Raw genomic sequence first — 15,630 nt, forward strand, 5'->3', positions numbered from 1 at the left:
AGTATACGGGCTGACGCCTGCCCGGTGCTGGAAGGTTAAGGGGAGCGGTTAGGAGCAATCCGAAGCTGTGAACCGAAGCCCCAGTAAACGGCGGCCGTAACTATAACGGTCCTAAGGTAGCGAAATTCCTTGTCAGGTAAATTCTGACCCGCACGAATGGCGTAACGACTTGGGCGCTGTCTCAACGAGAGATCCGGTGAAATTTTAATACCTGTGAAGATGCAGGTTACCCGCGACAAGACGGAAAGACCCCATGGAGCTTTACTGCAGCTTGATATTGGACTTTGGTACGATCTGTACAGGATAGGTGGGAGCCTGAGAAGCATGAGCGCCAGCTTGTGTGGAGGCGACGTTGGGATACCACCCTGATCGTATCGGAGTTCTAACCTGGAACCATGAAACTGGTTCGGGGACCGTGTCAGGTGGGCAGTTTGACTGGGGCGGTCGCCTCCTAAAATGTAACGGAGGCGCCCAAAGGTTCCCTCAGAATGGTTGGAAATCATTCGGAGAGTGCAAAGGCATAAGGGAGCTTGACTGCGAGACCAACAAGTCGAGCAGGGACGAAAGTCGGGCTTAGTGATCCGGTGGTACCGAATGGAAGGGCCATCGCTCAACGGATAAAAGCTACCCTGGGGATAACAGGCTTATCTCCCCCAAGAGTCCACATCGACGGGGAGGTTTGGCACCTCGATGTCGGCTCATCGCATCCTGGGGCTGAAGTAGGTCCCAAGGGTTGGGCTGTTCGCCCATTAAAGCGGTACGCGAGCTGGGTTCAGAACGTCGTGAGACAGTTCGGTCCCTATCTGTCGCGGGCGCAGGAAATTTGAGAGGAGCTGTCCTTAGTACGAGAGGACCGGGATGGACGTACCGCTGGTGTACCAGTTGTTCCGCCAGGAGCACCGCTGGGTAGCCAAGTACGGACGGGATAAGCGCTGAAAGCATCTAAGCGTGAAGCCCCCCTCAAGATGAGATTTCCCAATTAGTAAGACCCCTTGAAGACGACGAGGTTGATAGGTTCGGGGTGGAAGCACAGCAATGTGTGGAGCTGACGAATACTAATCGGTCGAGGGCTTATCCTAAAACAACCCCCAAAAAGTGAAGTTAAGCGTTGCAGCTTATTCCGATTACTTTTCGGGGACCCCGGTGTAACAATCGGAACACTTAAGGAATTCAAACTTTCGCATCCAGCTTTCAAGATACAAAAACATAACCCCCCACCTTTGTAGGTGGGGGGTTATGTTTTTAATTAAAGGCCATCACAGGAGTGGCATAGCCGTATTGGACGGCTGGACCAGGTGGTAGACTGTCAAACGGGCTTGTTGGGTAAACGCGACAACCGGCATCTCGGGTGGAGAACTTATGGTCGTCATGGAGAAGAAGAGGCCGGAAGGCAGTCACGATGAAGGATTTTACAATACTCGCTGGGGAGATGTTACTAATGCCTCGCAGTGGTCTATCGCCTGGTGAACCGCCTTCGTTTGGAAGTGCAGCGGCGGATTAAACAATTTGTATTACAAATGTATGAGATGATGGGAAATCAAATATATATGGGTCGTTTAATAAACGGCTGCCATTTTCTTTACTCACCAAGAATTACTGCTTATGAAACACCGTGTAAACAAGGGAAGCTTTCCTCACACTAATGATAGCGTGGGGCTTTATTACTTTTCTGTTTTTCTATATTAAATAATCGCTATCATGTTGCCAAAACTTATAATCTACTCTGGGACAAACAATTAGTGAACTGATATAGATTCTGAACACCTCTCTCTATTAAGATATGTCTATTTTATTTTGTGATGGGCTTAATGAACGGCAGTGTCTCTCTTAATTATACGGATTCGAATAAGATTATGGTCGATAAACAAACTTCAACACTGCATTAATAAATAGAAAAGGACATATGTCCGCTTATCAGTTATTTGTTACAATACATTCATGAGGTGGAATATAGTCTTCGGCCTTGAAAGCCGCCAAGGTATCAAGATTTTTCACGTAATAGGAGGAAGAAGCGCAGATGAGCCATCCTTACCGACCCTTGCATGCTCCCCAATTGCAGCCACAGTTGCATATCCACTCGCACAACTTCCGGGAGTTTGCGCCGAGCCGTCGTCTGGCGTCACATGTAGCTGCCTATTGGATGGTGGATTTCCTGCCGATACCGGGAAATCCAGGGCATCGAGTTATCCCCGATGGCTGTGTCGATATTATAGTGGACCTGTTGGCTTCATCAAGCAGGCAGGCCGCTTATGTCGTAGGGCTAACGACACAAGTCGAAGTTTTGCAATTTGCTAAAGTACGATCGGTATGGGGCATTCGGCTGTATGCGGAGTCGGCCCGTACGATCTTGAAGTCTCCTATATCGACATTAACGGCAAATCGTGTGTTTTTGGAGGATCTCTGGGGACAAGAGGCTCTGGATTGGGTGGAAAAGCTACTGACTGCCCAATCGTTACCAGACAGGATCGAGGTCGTAGAGCAGCAATTGGGCCGAATACTGGCTGCGAACGAGACACCTGCTCCCACTTTGATCTACCAGAGCATGCAGCATATATACAAGGTCAAAGGTAATTCTTCCGTAACGGATTTGGCGGATAAAGTGAACTTCAGTGAGAGGCATCTGCGAAGGGCCTTTGAACTGGAGCTTGGCCTCAGCCCGAAGGAGATGCTCGGCATCATCCGCTTTCAAAGCGTGCTGGAGGAATTGTACAACGGGGACTATTTCAACATGACGGATTTGGCGCTTCAACACGGGTACTACGATCAGTCGCACTTCGCTGGCGTTTTTAAGCGATATTACGGACTTCCACTCAAACGGCTGACCAAGCAGGAGTGAGGAAGTCCGTTTTTTACTATTTTGTAATGAGGGACAATTACTATAATGGGAGTGAAAATCAAGCAAGGCGAGGGGAGCTGCAGAGCATGACGGTAAAGTTGAAACGAGTCGCGATTTATGTAGAAGAGATGAAGAGGGCGTTGGATTTTTATCGCGTGCTGGGGTTGACTATTCCAGACGGCGCCGACGAAGCGCATCACGTAGACGTGGAGCAAGAAGGAGTTGTGTTTGCATTCGATATGGTGGAATCGGTAAAGCGTGTTTTTGAAGGCTGGGAAGATCCTGTCGGCTACCGGACAGAGCTCGCCTTTCAGTTCTCCAGCAACGAAGCGTTGGACGACGTGTACCGTCAGTTGACGACGCTTGGGTATGACGGCTTCCTCGAGCCGCGAGATACACCGTGGGGAGAGCGATATGCGATCATAAAGGACCCCGATAACAATTTAATCAGTCTCGTCGCTTAGCGAAGAGAAGGAATGCGCCATTAAACAACAAGCAGAAGGGAAGCACTGTCGCCAGTGTATCTTCGCCTTTAGGAACAGGGAATAGGCTAAGGCCGCCGCGGCGATGCTCTTTTTTCATTAAACGACGGGGAACTATAGTTCAATTAAAAAAGCTGCAGCCGGATCTGAGGATCTGCTGCAGCTTTTTTTGAAGTAAAGGGCAGGATAGCGCGGCGACCGAACTTTCGCTATCTGACCGGTTCATGCCGGTCAATACGGAAGCTTTCTTGATCGTGCCGGTGAAGGGAAAGCCAGTCATCGTGTCCGCGGATAGAATCGGGCGAGGGCTTTCTAGACGCGACTTGGGGACGAGATGGACATGATCAAGACGGTCGATCTGATGGGGACGCTAAGGGAAGCAGTGGGAACAGCGATTCCACGCGGAGGACGCGTCGCTCAAGTGGGCGAATTCGACATGACGGCATCGCGACTCGCCGAGTTCCGCGCCGCTATGGAAGGGTACGAGGCATCGGACGGCTATCCGATGGTGTGCCAGCGGCGGCTTAGTCGTACGTCCTACGAGGCGAGAAACATCGGAAGGCGACCGTCATCGTGGACAAGTTAGTGGCTCATGCCATGAACCTCGCCGCGGTTCAGGGTATTACCGGGCCGGACATCATGGCAGAGGTGGAGTTTCTCGGCCGCAGGCTTGGAGCAGATACGGCGGGCTGCTGGCTGACGATTGAGGAGAGGCCGAAGGAAACGTACTTCGAGCTGTTCGAGCTAACGGAGCCGGTCGGGCTTAATTCCCGTGTGCAGATCGGCGCGACCGTTTGTCTGGATGGCTACTACTCGCAGGTGCTTCGCATCGGCATGTTCGAGGAACCATCTCCCCGGATGAAGGAAGTGGCCGACGCGCTGATCGCCATGCAAGACGCGGCGCTGGCGCGGATGGTGCCCGGCAAGCCGGTTAGTGGCATTGTTGACATCCTGCTTCCAATCCGCGCATGCGTTAAGCAACAGCTACAGCGATCCCGGCTTAGCTCCGTTCCTAAACGCCGGCCGTGACAAGTCCCTGGATTCGGAGTCTCCTCTTGTTCAGACAAATCAGGTTTTCGAGGTTCACCCGAACTTCACGCTGACGGACGTCGGTCATGTTTGTGCGGGCGACGTCGCGGTCGTCGGCACGGACGGGGCGTCCTGGATGTCGCAATACCCTAGAGGAATCGTCCGCTTGGGCTGAGGATGAATGAATATAAAAGAGAGGTGGAATCGCTATGCGCTTAGGAATCGACGCAAGACATATGCCGACGCCGGGATCGCTGGATGCGCTTGGTAAGGTGGAGTTGGCCGCTGAGCTCGGAATGGAAGGAACCTTCTTCAGGACGATTCTTGACGTCAGCCCGACGCTTGATCTGGAGGAGATCCGTGCAGTTAGGCAGCGGGCTGACGGGCTCGGGTTCTATCTGGAGGCGGGTTTGGGCAAGGTCAACCCGTACTCCAACCCGGAGACGCCGGAGCTTCGGCAGATCGGTGACGGCGACACGCTGCTCGACTTTCGCCGAATGATGGAAGCGAGCGCCGAGGCAGGCATCCGGGAGCTGTGGATTTCTAGTTCATGGATTCAAAGAAAATCATTTAACTAAAGAGTAAATTTGTTCGAATCTTTCAACTTGTCGACGAAGTCCCTATTTTTAGCTTTGTTTTCGGATTTTTTGAGCGAAATAGCATGAAATGAGAAAGATCGCCTTTTATCCAGTCTATGAAGAACTGGATACGGGCGATCTTCTTTATGTTCTGGTAGGCAGGGTAGTGCCAGGCATTATGTAACCAGCTGTATTTCTTTCAATTTCAAAGTTCGTTACTGTCTGTGTCGGAGTAACGTTTGAAATAAAAAGATAGTCCTGTATGCCTAAAGAAAGTCCAGAATCGTGCTATATCGCTAAATTTTATAATTAGCATGTACCGAAGCGCTTTTACAACAGGAAGGAGGAAGCTTTTTAAACATAAATAAGAAACAAAATGTAAGCGCTGTATTTGAGAGAGAAACTTAATAAGGAGGCATTTGGCAAAATGGGTAGAAGAAAAAAAATGGTATCGCTATTAATGTCCGTTATGATTGCTGCTAGTGCAGTTCCCTCAGTGGTAGCGGCTGCCGATGAACCGGTGGTACTAAGATCATTGGATGAGTTAAAGACCGGCACTTGGACGGAAGCACAAAAGCAAGACTTAATTAAGCAGGTTGTATCGCAGATGACTATTGACGAAAAAATCAATATGGTTGGGGGAACAACGGGCTCTGCAGCAAACGGCACAGCGATTAAGAATTCGGGTGCGGCTGGAGGAACCTTTACCTCAGCTAACTTGCAGTCCATGGGTGTTACACCTCTCACGCTTTCTGATGGTCCTGCAGGCGTTCGTATGGGCTACAAAGCAACAACCTGGACTTCACCGACATCAATCGCTTCTTCTTGGGATAAACAAGTGATGCATGATATTGCGGTACAAACCGGTAAGGAAGCCTCCTTCTACGGTGTCGATGTAATGCTTTCTCCAGGTCAAAACATTCTTCGAAATCCCCAAAGCGGACGGAACTTTGAGTATTTTTCTGAGGATCCGCTGGTTTCTGGTGAAATGGCTAAAGAGTACACGTTGGGTGTTCAATCGCAAAATGTTGGTGTCACGCTCAAACACTACGCAGGTAATGAACAAGAAACATACCGTAGCGGCGGGAATACGATTGCTTCTGAGCGCTCACTTCGCGAAATCTATTTAAAAGGCTTTGAAATCGCCACTGAAGCAAACCCTTGGTCGGTTATGGCTTCCTATAATCGCTTGAACGGAATATATGCAGCTTCAAACCAATGGCTCCAAACAGACGTACTCCGAAACGATTTTGGTTTTAAAGGTTTCGTTATGTCAGACTGGGGTGCCACCAATGATATTGTTGCATCCATGCGTGCGCAAATGGATTTGACTGAGTCGAGCTTGAGTACGGCAAATAAGACAACTTTGAAAAACGCTATTACTAATGGCCAACTTGACGAGTCTTATTTGGATCGTAGTGTTGCAAATATCCTAGATGGAGTAACAAAGTCAAATACCTTCCTAGGGACATATGGAACTCCGGGAGCGCAATACAATCTTACTCAAAAAGAACAGGATTTCTACGGCAGTAGCCTGTTCACAGACTCTGATGCTGTAGCGCGCAGAACAGCAGCAGATTCGATGGTTCTTCTTAGAAACGACGACGCAATTCTTCCACTGCAGTCGGGTTCTAAAGTTGGATTGATTACTAGCTCTAACTTGAAAGGCCGTGGTGGTTTCGGTGACAACTCTGTTACTTCTTCAGACTTTGTTGCTCGTGGTGGAGGTAGTGCAGGGGTTTATTTCGATCCTACTCACGAATCTGTAAAATCACTTGAAAGCGCTCTCCAAGACAAATTCACAGTTGCTAATGCAGGCAGTGTAAAAGATATTAAACAAGCGGCAGGCTACACAAAAACACAGAGCTATACGAAAACATCGAATCGTGTTACCGGTATTACTTTGACTTATTCCGGTACCTTTAATCAGACTACGTTGGATGCTAGCGCTGACGCATTGGCAGAAAGTGCTGATTACGGAATTTATGTTGTCAGCCGTCAGACTGGTGAAGGCTCTGATAACTTGACTACAGGTAATGATAGCTACTACTTGACGACGGAAGAACAACAAGCACTTCAAACCTATTCCTATGCATTCCATAGCAAAGGCAAGAAGCTTATCGTTATTCTCAACATTGGCGCAGCGTTGGATACTAACGTAATTAATGAATATGCAGATGCCATTCTTGTTTCGTGGTTGCCTGGTCAGGATGGCGGCGGTGCAATAACGGACGTACTCTCAGGAACTGTCAATCCTTCTGGTAAATTGACTCAAACTTTTTTGAATAATCTTAACTATAGCCCTTCTATTGAAGCTTCAAAAGCTTTGCCAGCTCGTACATTTACTTCCGGTGGTGGTAATACAACAAATAGTGCAACAACCAACGGCGGTTGGGGAACGAACCCTGTGTTCTATGATGAAGGTGTATTGGTAGGTTACAGATGGTTTGACACCAAATACCAAACAGAAGCTGACTATAACAAAGAAGTGGCTTATCCATTCGGATATGGCCTCAGTTATACCAAATTCCAGTTCAGCGATTTGAAACTGAGCAAGAACGTATTCGATCAAACGAATGACAATGATTCGATTACGGCTACTGTTAAGGTTAAAAACGTGGGCAACGTGAAAGGTAAAGAAGTTGTACAAATGTACCTCGGTATGGAGAACTATTCTTCTGAGGGACGTCCAATGAAGGACCTGCGTGGATTTGACAAAGTCGAATTGAACCCTGGTGAAGAAAAGACGGTATCGTTCAATATCGGCCTAAGCGATCTGCAATATTACGACGACGGATTTAGCGGTACGTTAGCTGGTAATGAGACCACCTCGAATATTACTTATGGTAACGGAAAAGGCTGGACGGTTACCCCTGGAAGCAAGTTCAATGTCATTATTGGCAACACCTCAAATAACTTTGTTCTTGAATCCACTGAAAAACAAGGTGTAGAGTCAGCGTTCACATACAGCACGGTTACTCCTGAAGAGAAAGCTGCTGTTGAACTGAAAGGACCTGCAACAGCAATTTCCGGTCAATCCATTGATCTCTCCGTTAATGTGAATGATGTTGCAAGTGAATTCAACACAATGTCAGTTGTTGTAAACTACGATCCAGCTAAACTTGAGTTTGCCACGAATACAGATTCCGAAGGATTAGTAAGTCTGGCTGAACAAGCTCTTGAATCAACTAATCCTGATCTGCAAATTCTTGGTTCCGGCGTGAAACCCGACAAGGGACAAATTCTACTTCTTTTGTCTACCACCGGAGATCTAATTAAACCTGATGGGCAATTACTTGTCCTTCACGCTAAAGTTAAGTCGGATCAAACGGGATCGGTGCATACTTTCCTGAGTAATTTTACGGTATCCGCTAATGGTCAAGCACAGCAGACTTTAGATACAACTGCTGCAGTGAGTGACATCGCGCTTAGAGTTGCAGATAATGCAGCGCTCATTACAGCCGTAACTGAAGCTGAACATGTCCTTGCAGACGCGGTGGAAGGAACGATGCCTGGTCAATATATCCCTGGTGCTAAAGCAGCGCTTCAATCAGCAATTGATCAAGCTATTGTAGTTAGAGATAATATCTCGGCTACGCAACAAGAAATCGCAGCAGCTGTTACGCAATTGCAAAATGATGTTGCTTCGTTCCTGACTAAGGTAGTAGCTCCATCGAATGTAGATAAAGCTGCATTAACCTTGGCAATCGCGGCAGCTCAAACGAAGCTTAGCCAAGCTCATGAAGGCACTAAAGTTGGTCAATATCCAACTGCGGCTATCGCTGCCCTTAATTCGGCAGTTCAATCGGCAACGACAGTTAAGAATAGCTCGACGGCAACACAATCGGCCGTTGATGCTGCAGTAACTAACTTGAACCATGCAGTAGCTGATTTTGCTGCTCAAATTATTACGCTTGTATCTGGTCAGACGGAAGTAACGATTCGTGACCTGTCTTACTTAGCTCAATACTATGGTGTGAAATCAACGGATGCTGAATGGAGCTTTGTTGCTAAAGCAGACCTCTTCGGTAGCGGCGAGATTTCCATCCGTGAGCTTGCGGCAGTTGCACGATTAATTATCGGCAACTGGATTAATCAGTAGTAGTAAAAAAAGCCCCGGTCTGAAAGACCGGGGTTTACCCCTAACTAGCAAGGAGGCCCCAAGGCATGACACAACGTAAATCGCTTGTGTGGATACTTAGTATAGTTATGTTTTTGAGTTGTTTTATTGGTCAGGTGGGAACGGCATCTGCGGCAAAGAATTCCACAGTAGAACTCTTAATAAGTGCAAGCAACAGCAAAGTTGAATTGCGTGTTATGGGTCACAATTTAGATGATCTTTATGCTTATGACTTTGTTGTTCATTATAACAATCAAAAATTGAAGTTCCTCAGTACGACAAGTTCGTTCGGCGGATTCGCAGTTGATCCACTTAAGAAGGATAATACCGTTAGAATTGCCCGTACAAAAGTGGGTGCTGTCGATGGACTAAATGGAGATGCAGAATTGGCAACTCTGACCTTTGAACGTATTGCGTCGGGTGCATCAGAGATATCGCTTACCAATGTCCAAGTTGTAAATTCGAAATTGGATTTAAAAGCATTATCCGATGCGAAAACCAATGTTCCTAATAATGTCACGTTTTCAGATATCAAAGGACATTGGGCAGAATCAGCCATCAATCAGGCTATGAAACTTGGTTTTGTAAATGGATACCCAGATAACACCTTTAAACCAGAACGTGAAGTCACAAGGGCTGAATTTGTCGTGATGCTTGCGAAAGCATTAGGTCTTAACGGTGCTGAACAAAAAGCTACCTTCAAGGACAATATTCCTACTTGGGCTAAACCTTATATTGAAACCGCGGTGAATCAACATATTATTTCGGGTTATACAGACGGTACATTCCGTCCAAACAATAGAATTACAAGAGAAGAAATTGCCGCGATAGCCATACGTGCTTTAGACATGAACACTAGCAATAATACCAAGTTGAAATTTGCGGATACGAAACAAATTGCTGAATGGGCAAAACCATATGTAGCTCTGTCGAACGAGTTAGGTATTATGCAGGGCCGAGGAAATAATAATTTTGCTCCGAAGGCTGCAGCCACAAGAGCAGAGGCAGTAACGGTCATACTTAACATTTTGAAGAGCATTGAAAAAATGCAAAAGTAGAGAAAATATATTTTGGATAGGGTTAATGAAGCCTTTCGCAGCATCTGCGGAAGGCTTCTCTCTTTATATACCTAAAAAAAATCCAGATAACATCACATAATTATCCAGAGTATGAAAAGATAACTTCTGTTTTGTAGAAAAGAGAAGATGTTATAATTGAGAAAATGTTCCTGGCAGAATAGGTCGAAAGTGAGGGATACGATGCTGCGCACAAATAAATTTCTATACATCATTCTATTTGTTTTATTTATTGCTTTTTCAAGTTGTGCTGTATACTATGCGGGAAAAGGCATGCATTACAGCAATAATATATCTTCAGGTAATGTAATAGATAAGCCGCAGTTGCACTTGGTGCTTATATCACAAGAGTATGATAATCCATACTGGAGACTTGTGCAGCAGGGAGCAAGAGAAGCTGCACAGCAAAAAGGAATCGAGTTGGAGTATTTGGGTCCTGCCCGCGCTGATGTGAAAGAACATATAAAAATACTTGAAATGGCGATTGCCTCTAAGGTGGATGGTATTATTACTCAGGGCTTAGAGGAAAATGAATTTACTCCAATTATTAACGAAGCTGCTAGAATGGGAATTCCGATCATAACTGTGGATTCAGATGCACCGCACAGCAAGCGCGTTGCATATGTCGGAACAGATAACTATGCTGCAGGATATATGGCCGGAAGGGAACTTATTGCGAAGTCTGCTGGTAGGGCAGAGGTAGCTCTTATTACCGGAAGCTTTACCGCCTCAAATCAAAAGGACAGAGTCAGGGGTTTTAAAGATGCCGTTAAAACTTATCCCGGTATACATATTATTGATATAGCCGAATCCAATATTAGCAGAATTCAATCTGCGGCAAGTGCCTATACTTTAGCGCAGAAATATCCCGAAATAGATACCTTTGTTGGAACTAGCGCTTTGGATGGACTTGGAATTGCTCAAATGTTGAAGGAAATGGGTAGTGAAACATTAAAAACGCCGATTAGAATAATAGCATTCGATGATCTTCCAGAAACGTTAACCCTTATTAATCAAGGGGTAATTGAATCGACTATTGTTCAACAGCCGTTCATTATGGGACGTGAGAGTGTGAATTTATTGATGGATTATTTAAAAGGGGAGAAAATTGTAACCGTTTACAACACGGATGTGAAGGTAATTCATCGAGAAGATTTAACAGGAACGGGGGAATAAAAATGGTCAAGATTCAAACCAAACTAATGGTTTTTATTATAGGTTTAGTCTTATTTTTGAATGCTGTTTCTTTTGTCTTATATATAAATAGTATCAATTCAGTGGAACAGTATAATACGATGCTGAATCGATTTTTTTTTCTAAATAACATTTATCAAAAAACGGTCAACGTAAACGCCGCCATTAATTCCTATGCCTTGGCATCTGATCAAGACAATAAGGTAAAGGATACTTATCAGCGGCAATCCCTATCCCTTCGTATGAAGCAGGAATCATTAATTGAACAATTAGGTAATGATCAGAATAATATTCTTGTTCATAACTACAGTAACATGATACAAAGCTTTCTTGACGAGGGAAGCCTAGCGATTCAAAAATACAATGATCACAACTATAACGAATATTATAACCATGTAGCGCAAACAGGGAAACTAGCACAATTTATTCAGGAATCAACGTTAACTTTAATAAATAATGAGCTGACAAATTATCAGCATTTTTACTTTCTAATGAATCAAAAAAACAGCTATTTCCGGTCAATGGGGCTTTATATTTTTATTTCAACGTTAATACTCTGCATCTTGTTCACATTATGGTTCTCCAAAGGCATAACTAGACCTATTCATGCTTTGACAACGGCTGCTAGGCAGATTTCCCGAGGTAATTTCGACATTAAATTTATTCCGGTGAAGACAAGGGACGAATTGAAATTCCTTACAGACACGTTTTTTAACATGTGCAGAAATATTGAAGGTTTAATCAAGGAGATTGAGGCGAAATCGGAGCTTGATCAACTTGTAAAAAAGATGGAGATAAAGAGTTTGCAAAATCAAATTAATCCTCATTTTTTGTTTAACACTTTAAACATGGTTGCAAAGATGGCCTATGTTGAAGGTGCGGAAAAAACCAGTGAGGTTGTGGAGTCCGTTTCTGCCTTACTTCGGTACAACTTAAGTAAAATCAATTATACCGTTCAGTTAAGAGATGAACTTGATATTGTGAAAGAATATTTTTTTATCCAGAAGATGCGATTTGGAAAACGAATCAATTTTATTGACCATATTTCTCATGAAGCACTTGATTGCCCGATTCCGCCGTTAACGCTGCAACCACTTGTCGAGAATGCATTTATGCATGGTGTTGAATCATACGAAGAAGGCGGAGAAATAAAACTAAGCGTATCTATGTCAGAAGGTAATGTTATCGTTGAAGTAAAAGATAACGGTGTTGGAATAACAGAGGAAAGAATTATTCAATTACAACAGATATTGGATAATTATTCTAAAGACAGTCTAAAAGGACCAGGGGAGTCTAACGGCATTGCTTTGCATAACGTTCGAAGACGGCTTCAATTGTTTTATCAATGTGATGATGTTATGGAGATCCAATCGATACCGGGAGAAGGTACTATTGTGCGGCTGTTTTTACCCTACAGTTTATATCAAAAGGAGAAAACCTATCATGTGCAAACTGCTTATAGTGGATGATGAAGAGATTGAACGCGGGGCACTTCGATTGTTAATTGAAAGATTTATTCCTGAAGTAGAAATTGTAGGTGAGTCAGAAAACGGCAGGACGGCTATTGATATGGCGGAGACTTTACAGCCGGATCTTATTACAATGGATATTAAAATGCCTGGTATTGATGGAGTGGAAGCAGTCCAAGCTATCCATGAGAAATTTCCAGAGATTAAATTTATTATGGTCTCTGCCTTTGATACATTTGATTATGCCAGAAAAGTGATGCGGAGCGGAGTAAAGGAGTTTCTTGTAAAACCATGTAAAAAAGAAAAAACGATAGAATCAGTTGTTCGAACGATGGCGGAAGTAAAGCAAATAAAGGAACGAAGATTAGAATGGAGGAGTATGGAGAGCAGGGTTGATCAATCTCGTTCTATTATGGAAACGGAATATGTAACTGCTATTATGATGAATTATGTGCACGATTCGGATTTATTTAGCGGGGATATCCCAGCTGGAAATGCTCAGAGTCCAGTATACTCGGCGGTAATAAAATTAGATTTTAGTAAAAGCGAGATTAGTACTCAAGAGAAGAAAGAAATGTACGGTGTATTGAGATCATTAAGTAAGCAATTCGAGCGCTGCATGGTTGGTCCTATGATTGGTAACCAGATTCCTTTGTTTATTTTCCCGGACCAGGCAACTTCCCACTTATATTCCATACGCACGCATGGGATGTTATTCGCAAGGAAAGTAATACAGTCATTCGAAAACCATTATTCTTATGCTAAAGTGTTTATTGGCATTGGCTCACCCTATTTAAAACAGGATCAATATGTATTGTCATATCATGAAGCACTTTTGGCTTCAGGGGATACCCAGGGTTATACGAAGGTGAGATATTTTGCGGACATGCAAAAATCCGATAAGAAGCCGCAACAAGCTTTCTCAAGAGAAGTGGAAAAGAGTTTGATTATGGCATTAAGAAAGGCTGATAAAGAGCTGACATTATCGGTGTTTGATCAGTATTTGGAACAGCTATTCCAAAATGCCAGGTATGATCTGCGTGTTATTAAATACGAGTTGGAGAAACTATTTGATTTTATTGTGCAAATGTTAAACGAAAGCGGGTTCTCGATGCATCACGTTGGAGACCTTGAGCATCTGCACTCCGAGCAGCTTATTAGAGAGTTTGCCAAGTATCAGATCGTTCTTCTCATTAATCAAGTTACAAATTGGTATAATCTAGATTCACGGGGCAATATGGAGAAGGCGAAATCTTATATTACAGATCACTATGCAGATGACCTTTCCCTAGAAGTAGTAGCCGATTATGTACAACTAAATCCTCATTACTTCAGCAAACTATTTCATGAACGCTGCGGGATTACATTTGTAGATTATTTAACGCAAGTAAGAATTTCAAAAGCAAAAGAATTGCTGGCAGCCGATTTTGAGCAAAGTCTTAAAGAAATTAGTATGAGGGTTGGATATCGTGATCCAAATTATTTCAGCCGCGTTTTTAAGAAGTTAACGGGACTATCACCTTCAGAATTTCGCCAAACGCACAGTGTAGGTTATTTCAGTTAGGAGAGGGCAGCTTATGAAGCGATATAAACATATATCTATTCTTACTACTATTATGATTTCTTGTGTACTTCTTACAAGCTGCTCTCATTTTGGTAACGCCAATGTAAGCAATGGTTATGACAATGCTCTGGATATTACGGAAGATAAGAAAGTAGATGACGCTCCCTACTTACCGCTAAAAGATCAAATGGAAATTATGACATGGTGGACAGGTGCAGGAGATGAAGCTGGATATAAAGCTCTTCTTCAATCCTTTAAGGAAAAGTATCCTAGCATATCTTTATTTTCTTCTGCAGTTGAAGGCGGAGCAGGTATGAACGCGCGCATTGTTCTTGATCGAAGGATGGATGAAGGGAACCCTCCCGATACTTTTCAGGCTAATCAAAGGTCTATTCGGGCTTGGGCAGGAAAAAATAAGCTGTCCCCATTAACAGAGCTCTATAAGCAAGAAAATTGGCTGAATAAGTTCCCAAAACAAATATTGGACGAGCTCAGTATGAATGGAGAAATCTACGCTGTTCCACTAGATATCCATAGAACGAATATATTGTGGTACAATAGAAAAATTTTTGAGGAATTAAACTTGAAAGTTCCGGAAACGATTGAAGAGTTAATTGAAGTTGGAAATAAAATTAAAAGAAATGGAGTAACTCCGTTAGCCTATTGGACGGAATCTAGTTTGTTGACTAATGTTTTATTAGGTACGTTAGGAATTGATAACTACATGAAGGTTAATAAAGGCGAGCTGGATCCTCATAGCCAAGAGATAGGTATTGCTTTTAATAACATGGAAAGATTAACAGAATTGACCGATCCTATTTATCAAGAACAAACTTGGCCGGAGGAAGCACAGTCTTTCTTGAATGGAAGTGTAGCTATGCTGCTAATGGGGGACTGGGTGAAAGGTAATTTTGACTTACAAAAGGATTCTTTCCCGGGTATTGATTACGGTTGGCTGGCATTCCCAGGGACGAAGGGAGCCTTTGTAGCGACAATTGATGCATTTGGATTGACAGCACAAGGGAAAAATCAAGAGTCTACAACCCAGTGGCTTAAGTTTTTGGGCTCGTCGGAAGGGCAGGATGCATTTAATCCGCTCAAGGGCTCAACTCCTCCTCGTCTAGATGCGGACATTAGCAAGTATGATTCTTACGGGCAAGAATCTATCAGTGATTTTAAAGAAAGCTTAAGTCGTTCCCATGTACTATTTAAGGGGCTAAGCGGGAATATATATGAGCTGTACCAAATTTCGAAAAAAAACAAATAATAGATTCAGGCAAAG

Annotated in this window: 11 protein-coding genes and 1 rRNA gene (1 of these 12 running past the window's edge); all 12 read left to right on the forward strand. The window is 44.0% G+C overall.

The features are described 5' to 3' along the window. Window positions 1-1,079, forward strand: a 23S ribosomal RNA gene (locus PJDR2_RS09485); it begins 1,853 nt to the left of the window's first position. A 974-nt stretch (window positions 1,080-2,053) separates the two neighbouring features. Next, window positions 2,054-2,836 carry a helix-turn-helix transcriptional regulator gene (locus tag PJDR2_RS09490; RefSeq protein WP_190276188.1) on the forward strand — a complete coding sequence of 261 codons (783 nt, stop codon included), beginning with the start codon at window positions 2,054-2,056 and terminating at the stop codon, window positions 2,834-2,836. Between the two features lie 86 nt (window positions 2,837-2,922). Then, the gene (locus tag PJDR2_RS09495) at window positions 2,923-3,300 is read left to right on the forward strand and encodes a VOC family protein (RefSeq protein WP_015843450.1); all 378 of its coding nucleotides are present in this window, start codon (window positions 2,923-2,925) and stop codon (window positions 3,298-3,300) included. 379 nt (window positions 3,301-3,679) lie between these two features. After that, window positions 3,680-3,904 carry a hypothetical protein gene (locus PJDR2_RS09500; RefSeq protein WP_150106455.1) on the forward strand — a complete coding sequence of 75 codons (225 nt, stop codon included), beginning with the start codon at window positions 3,680-3,682 and terminating at the stop codon, window positions 3,902-3,904. Further along, complete coding sequence (locus PJDR2_RS09505; RefSeq protein WP_041613393.1) at window positions 3,892-4,347, forward strand: M24 family metallopeptidase; 456 nt, start codon at window positions 3,892-3,894, stop codon at window positions 4,345-4,347. The genes PJDR2_RS09500 and PJDR2_RS09505 overlap by 13 nt, the downstream gene beginning before the upstream one ends. Window positions 4,348-4,556: 209 nt before the next feature. Further along, window positions 4,557-4,925 (forward strand): hypothetical protein, encoded by a 369-nt coding sequence (locus tag PJDR2_RS09510; RefSeq protein WP_015843452.1) that lies wholly within the window; start codon window positions 4,557-4,559, stop codon window positions 4,923-4,925. A gap of 427 nt (window positions 4,926-5,352) precedes the next feature. After that, on the forward strand, window positions 5,353-9,027 hold the full coding sequence (locus PJDR2_RS09515) for a glycoside hydrolase family 3 N-terminal domain-containing protein (protein WP_015843453.1): 3,675 nt from the start codon (window positions 5,353-5,355) through the stop codon (window positions 9,025-9,027). A 65-nt stretch (window positions 9,028-9,092) separates the two neighbouring features. After that, window positions 9,093-10,103: an S-layer homology domain-containing protein gene (locus PJDR2_RS09520; RefSeq protein ID WP_015843454.1), complete on the forward strand. Its 1,011-nt coding sequence runs from the start codon at window positions 9,093-9,095 to the stop codon at window positions 10,101-10,103. Window positions 10,104-10,304: 201 nt separating this feature from the next. Further along, complete coding sequence (locus PJDR2_RS09525) at window positions 10,305-11,297, forward strand: sugar-binding protein (RefSeq protein ID WP_015843455.1); 993 nt, start codon at window positions 10,305-10,307, stop codon at window positions 11,295-11,297. A 2-nt stretch (window positions 11,298-11,299) separates the two neighbouring features. Continuing rightward, window positions 11,300-12,784 (forward strand): sensor histidine kinase, encoded by a 1,485-nt coding sequence (locus PJDR2_RS09530; RefSeq protein WP_015843456.1) that lies wholly within the window; start codon window positions 11,300-11,302, stop codon window positions 12,782-12,784. Then, the gene (locus PJDR2_RS09535) at window positions 12,759-14,348 is read left to right on the forward strand and encodes a response regulator (RefSeq protein WP_015843457.1); all 1,590 of its coding nucleotides are present in this window, start codon (window positions 12,759-12,761) and stop codon (window positions 14,346-14,348) included. The genes PJDR2_RS09530 and PJDR2_RS09535 overlap by 26 nt, the downstream gene beginning before the upstream one ends. Before the next feature lie 13 nt (window positions 14,349-14,361). Beyond that, a complete protein-coding gene (locus PJDR2_RS09540; RefSeq protein ID WP_015843458.1) occupies window positions 14,362-15,615 on the forward strand; it encodes an ABC transporter substrate-binding protein in 1,254 nt (417 codons plus the stop codon). The last annotated feature ends 15 nt before the right edge of the window (window positions 15,616-15,630 follow it).

It is taken from the genome of Paenibacillus sp. JDR-2 (assembly GCF_000023585.1).
Taxonomy (GTDB): Bacteria; Bacillota; Bacilli; order Paenibacillales; family Paenibacillaceae; genus Pristimantibacillus.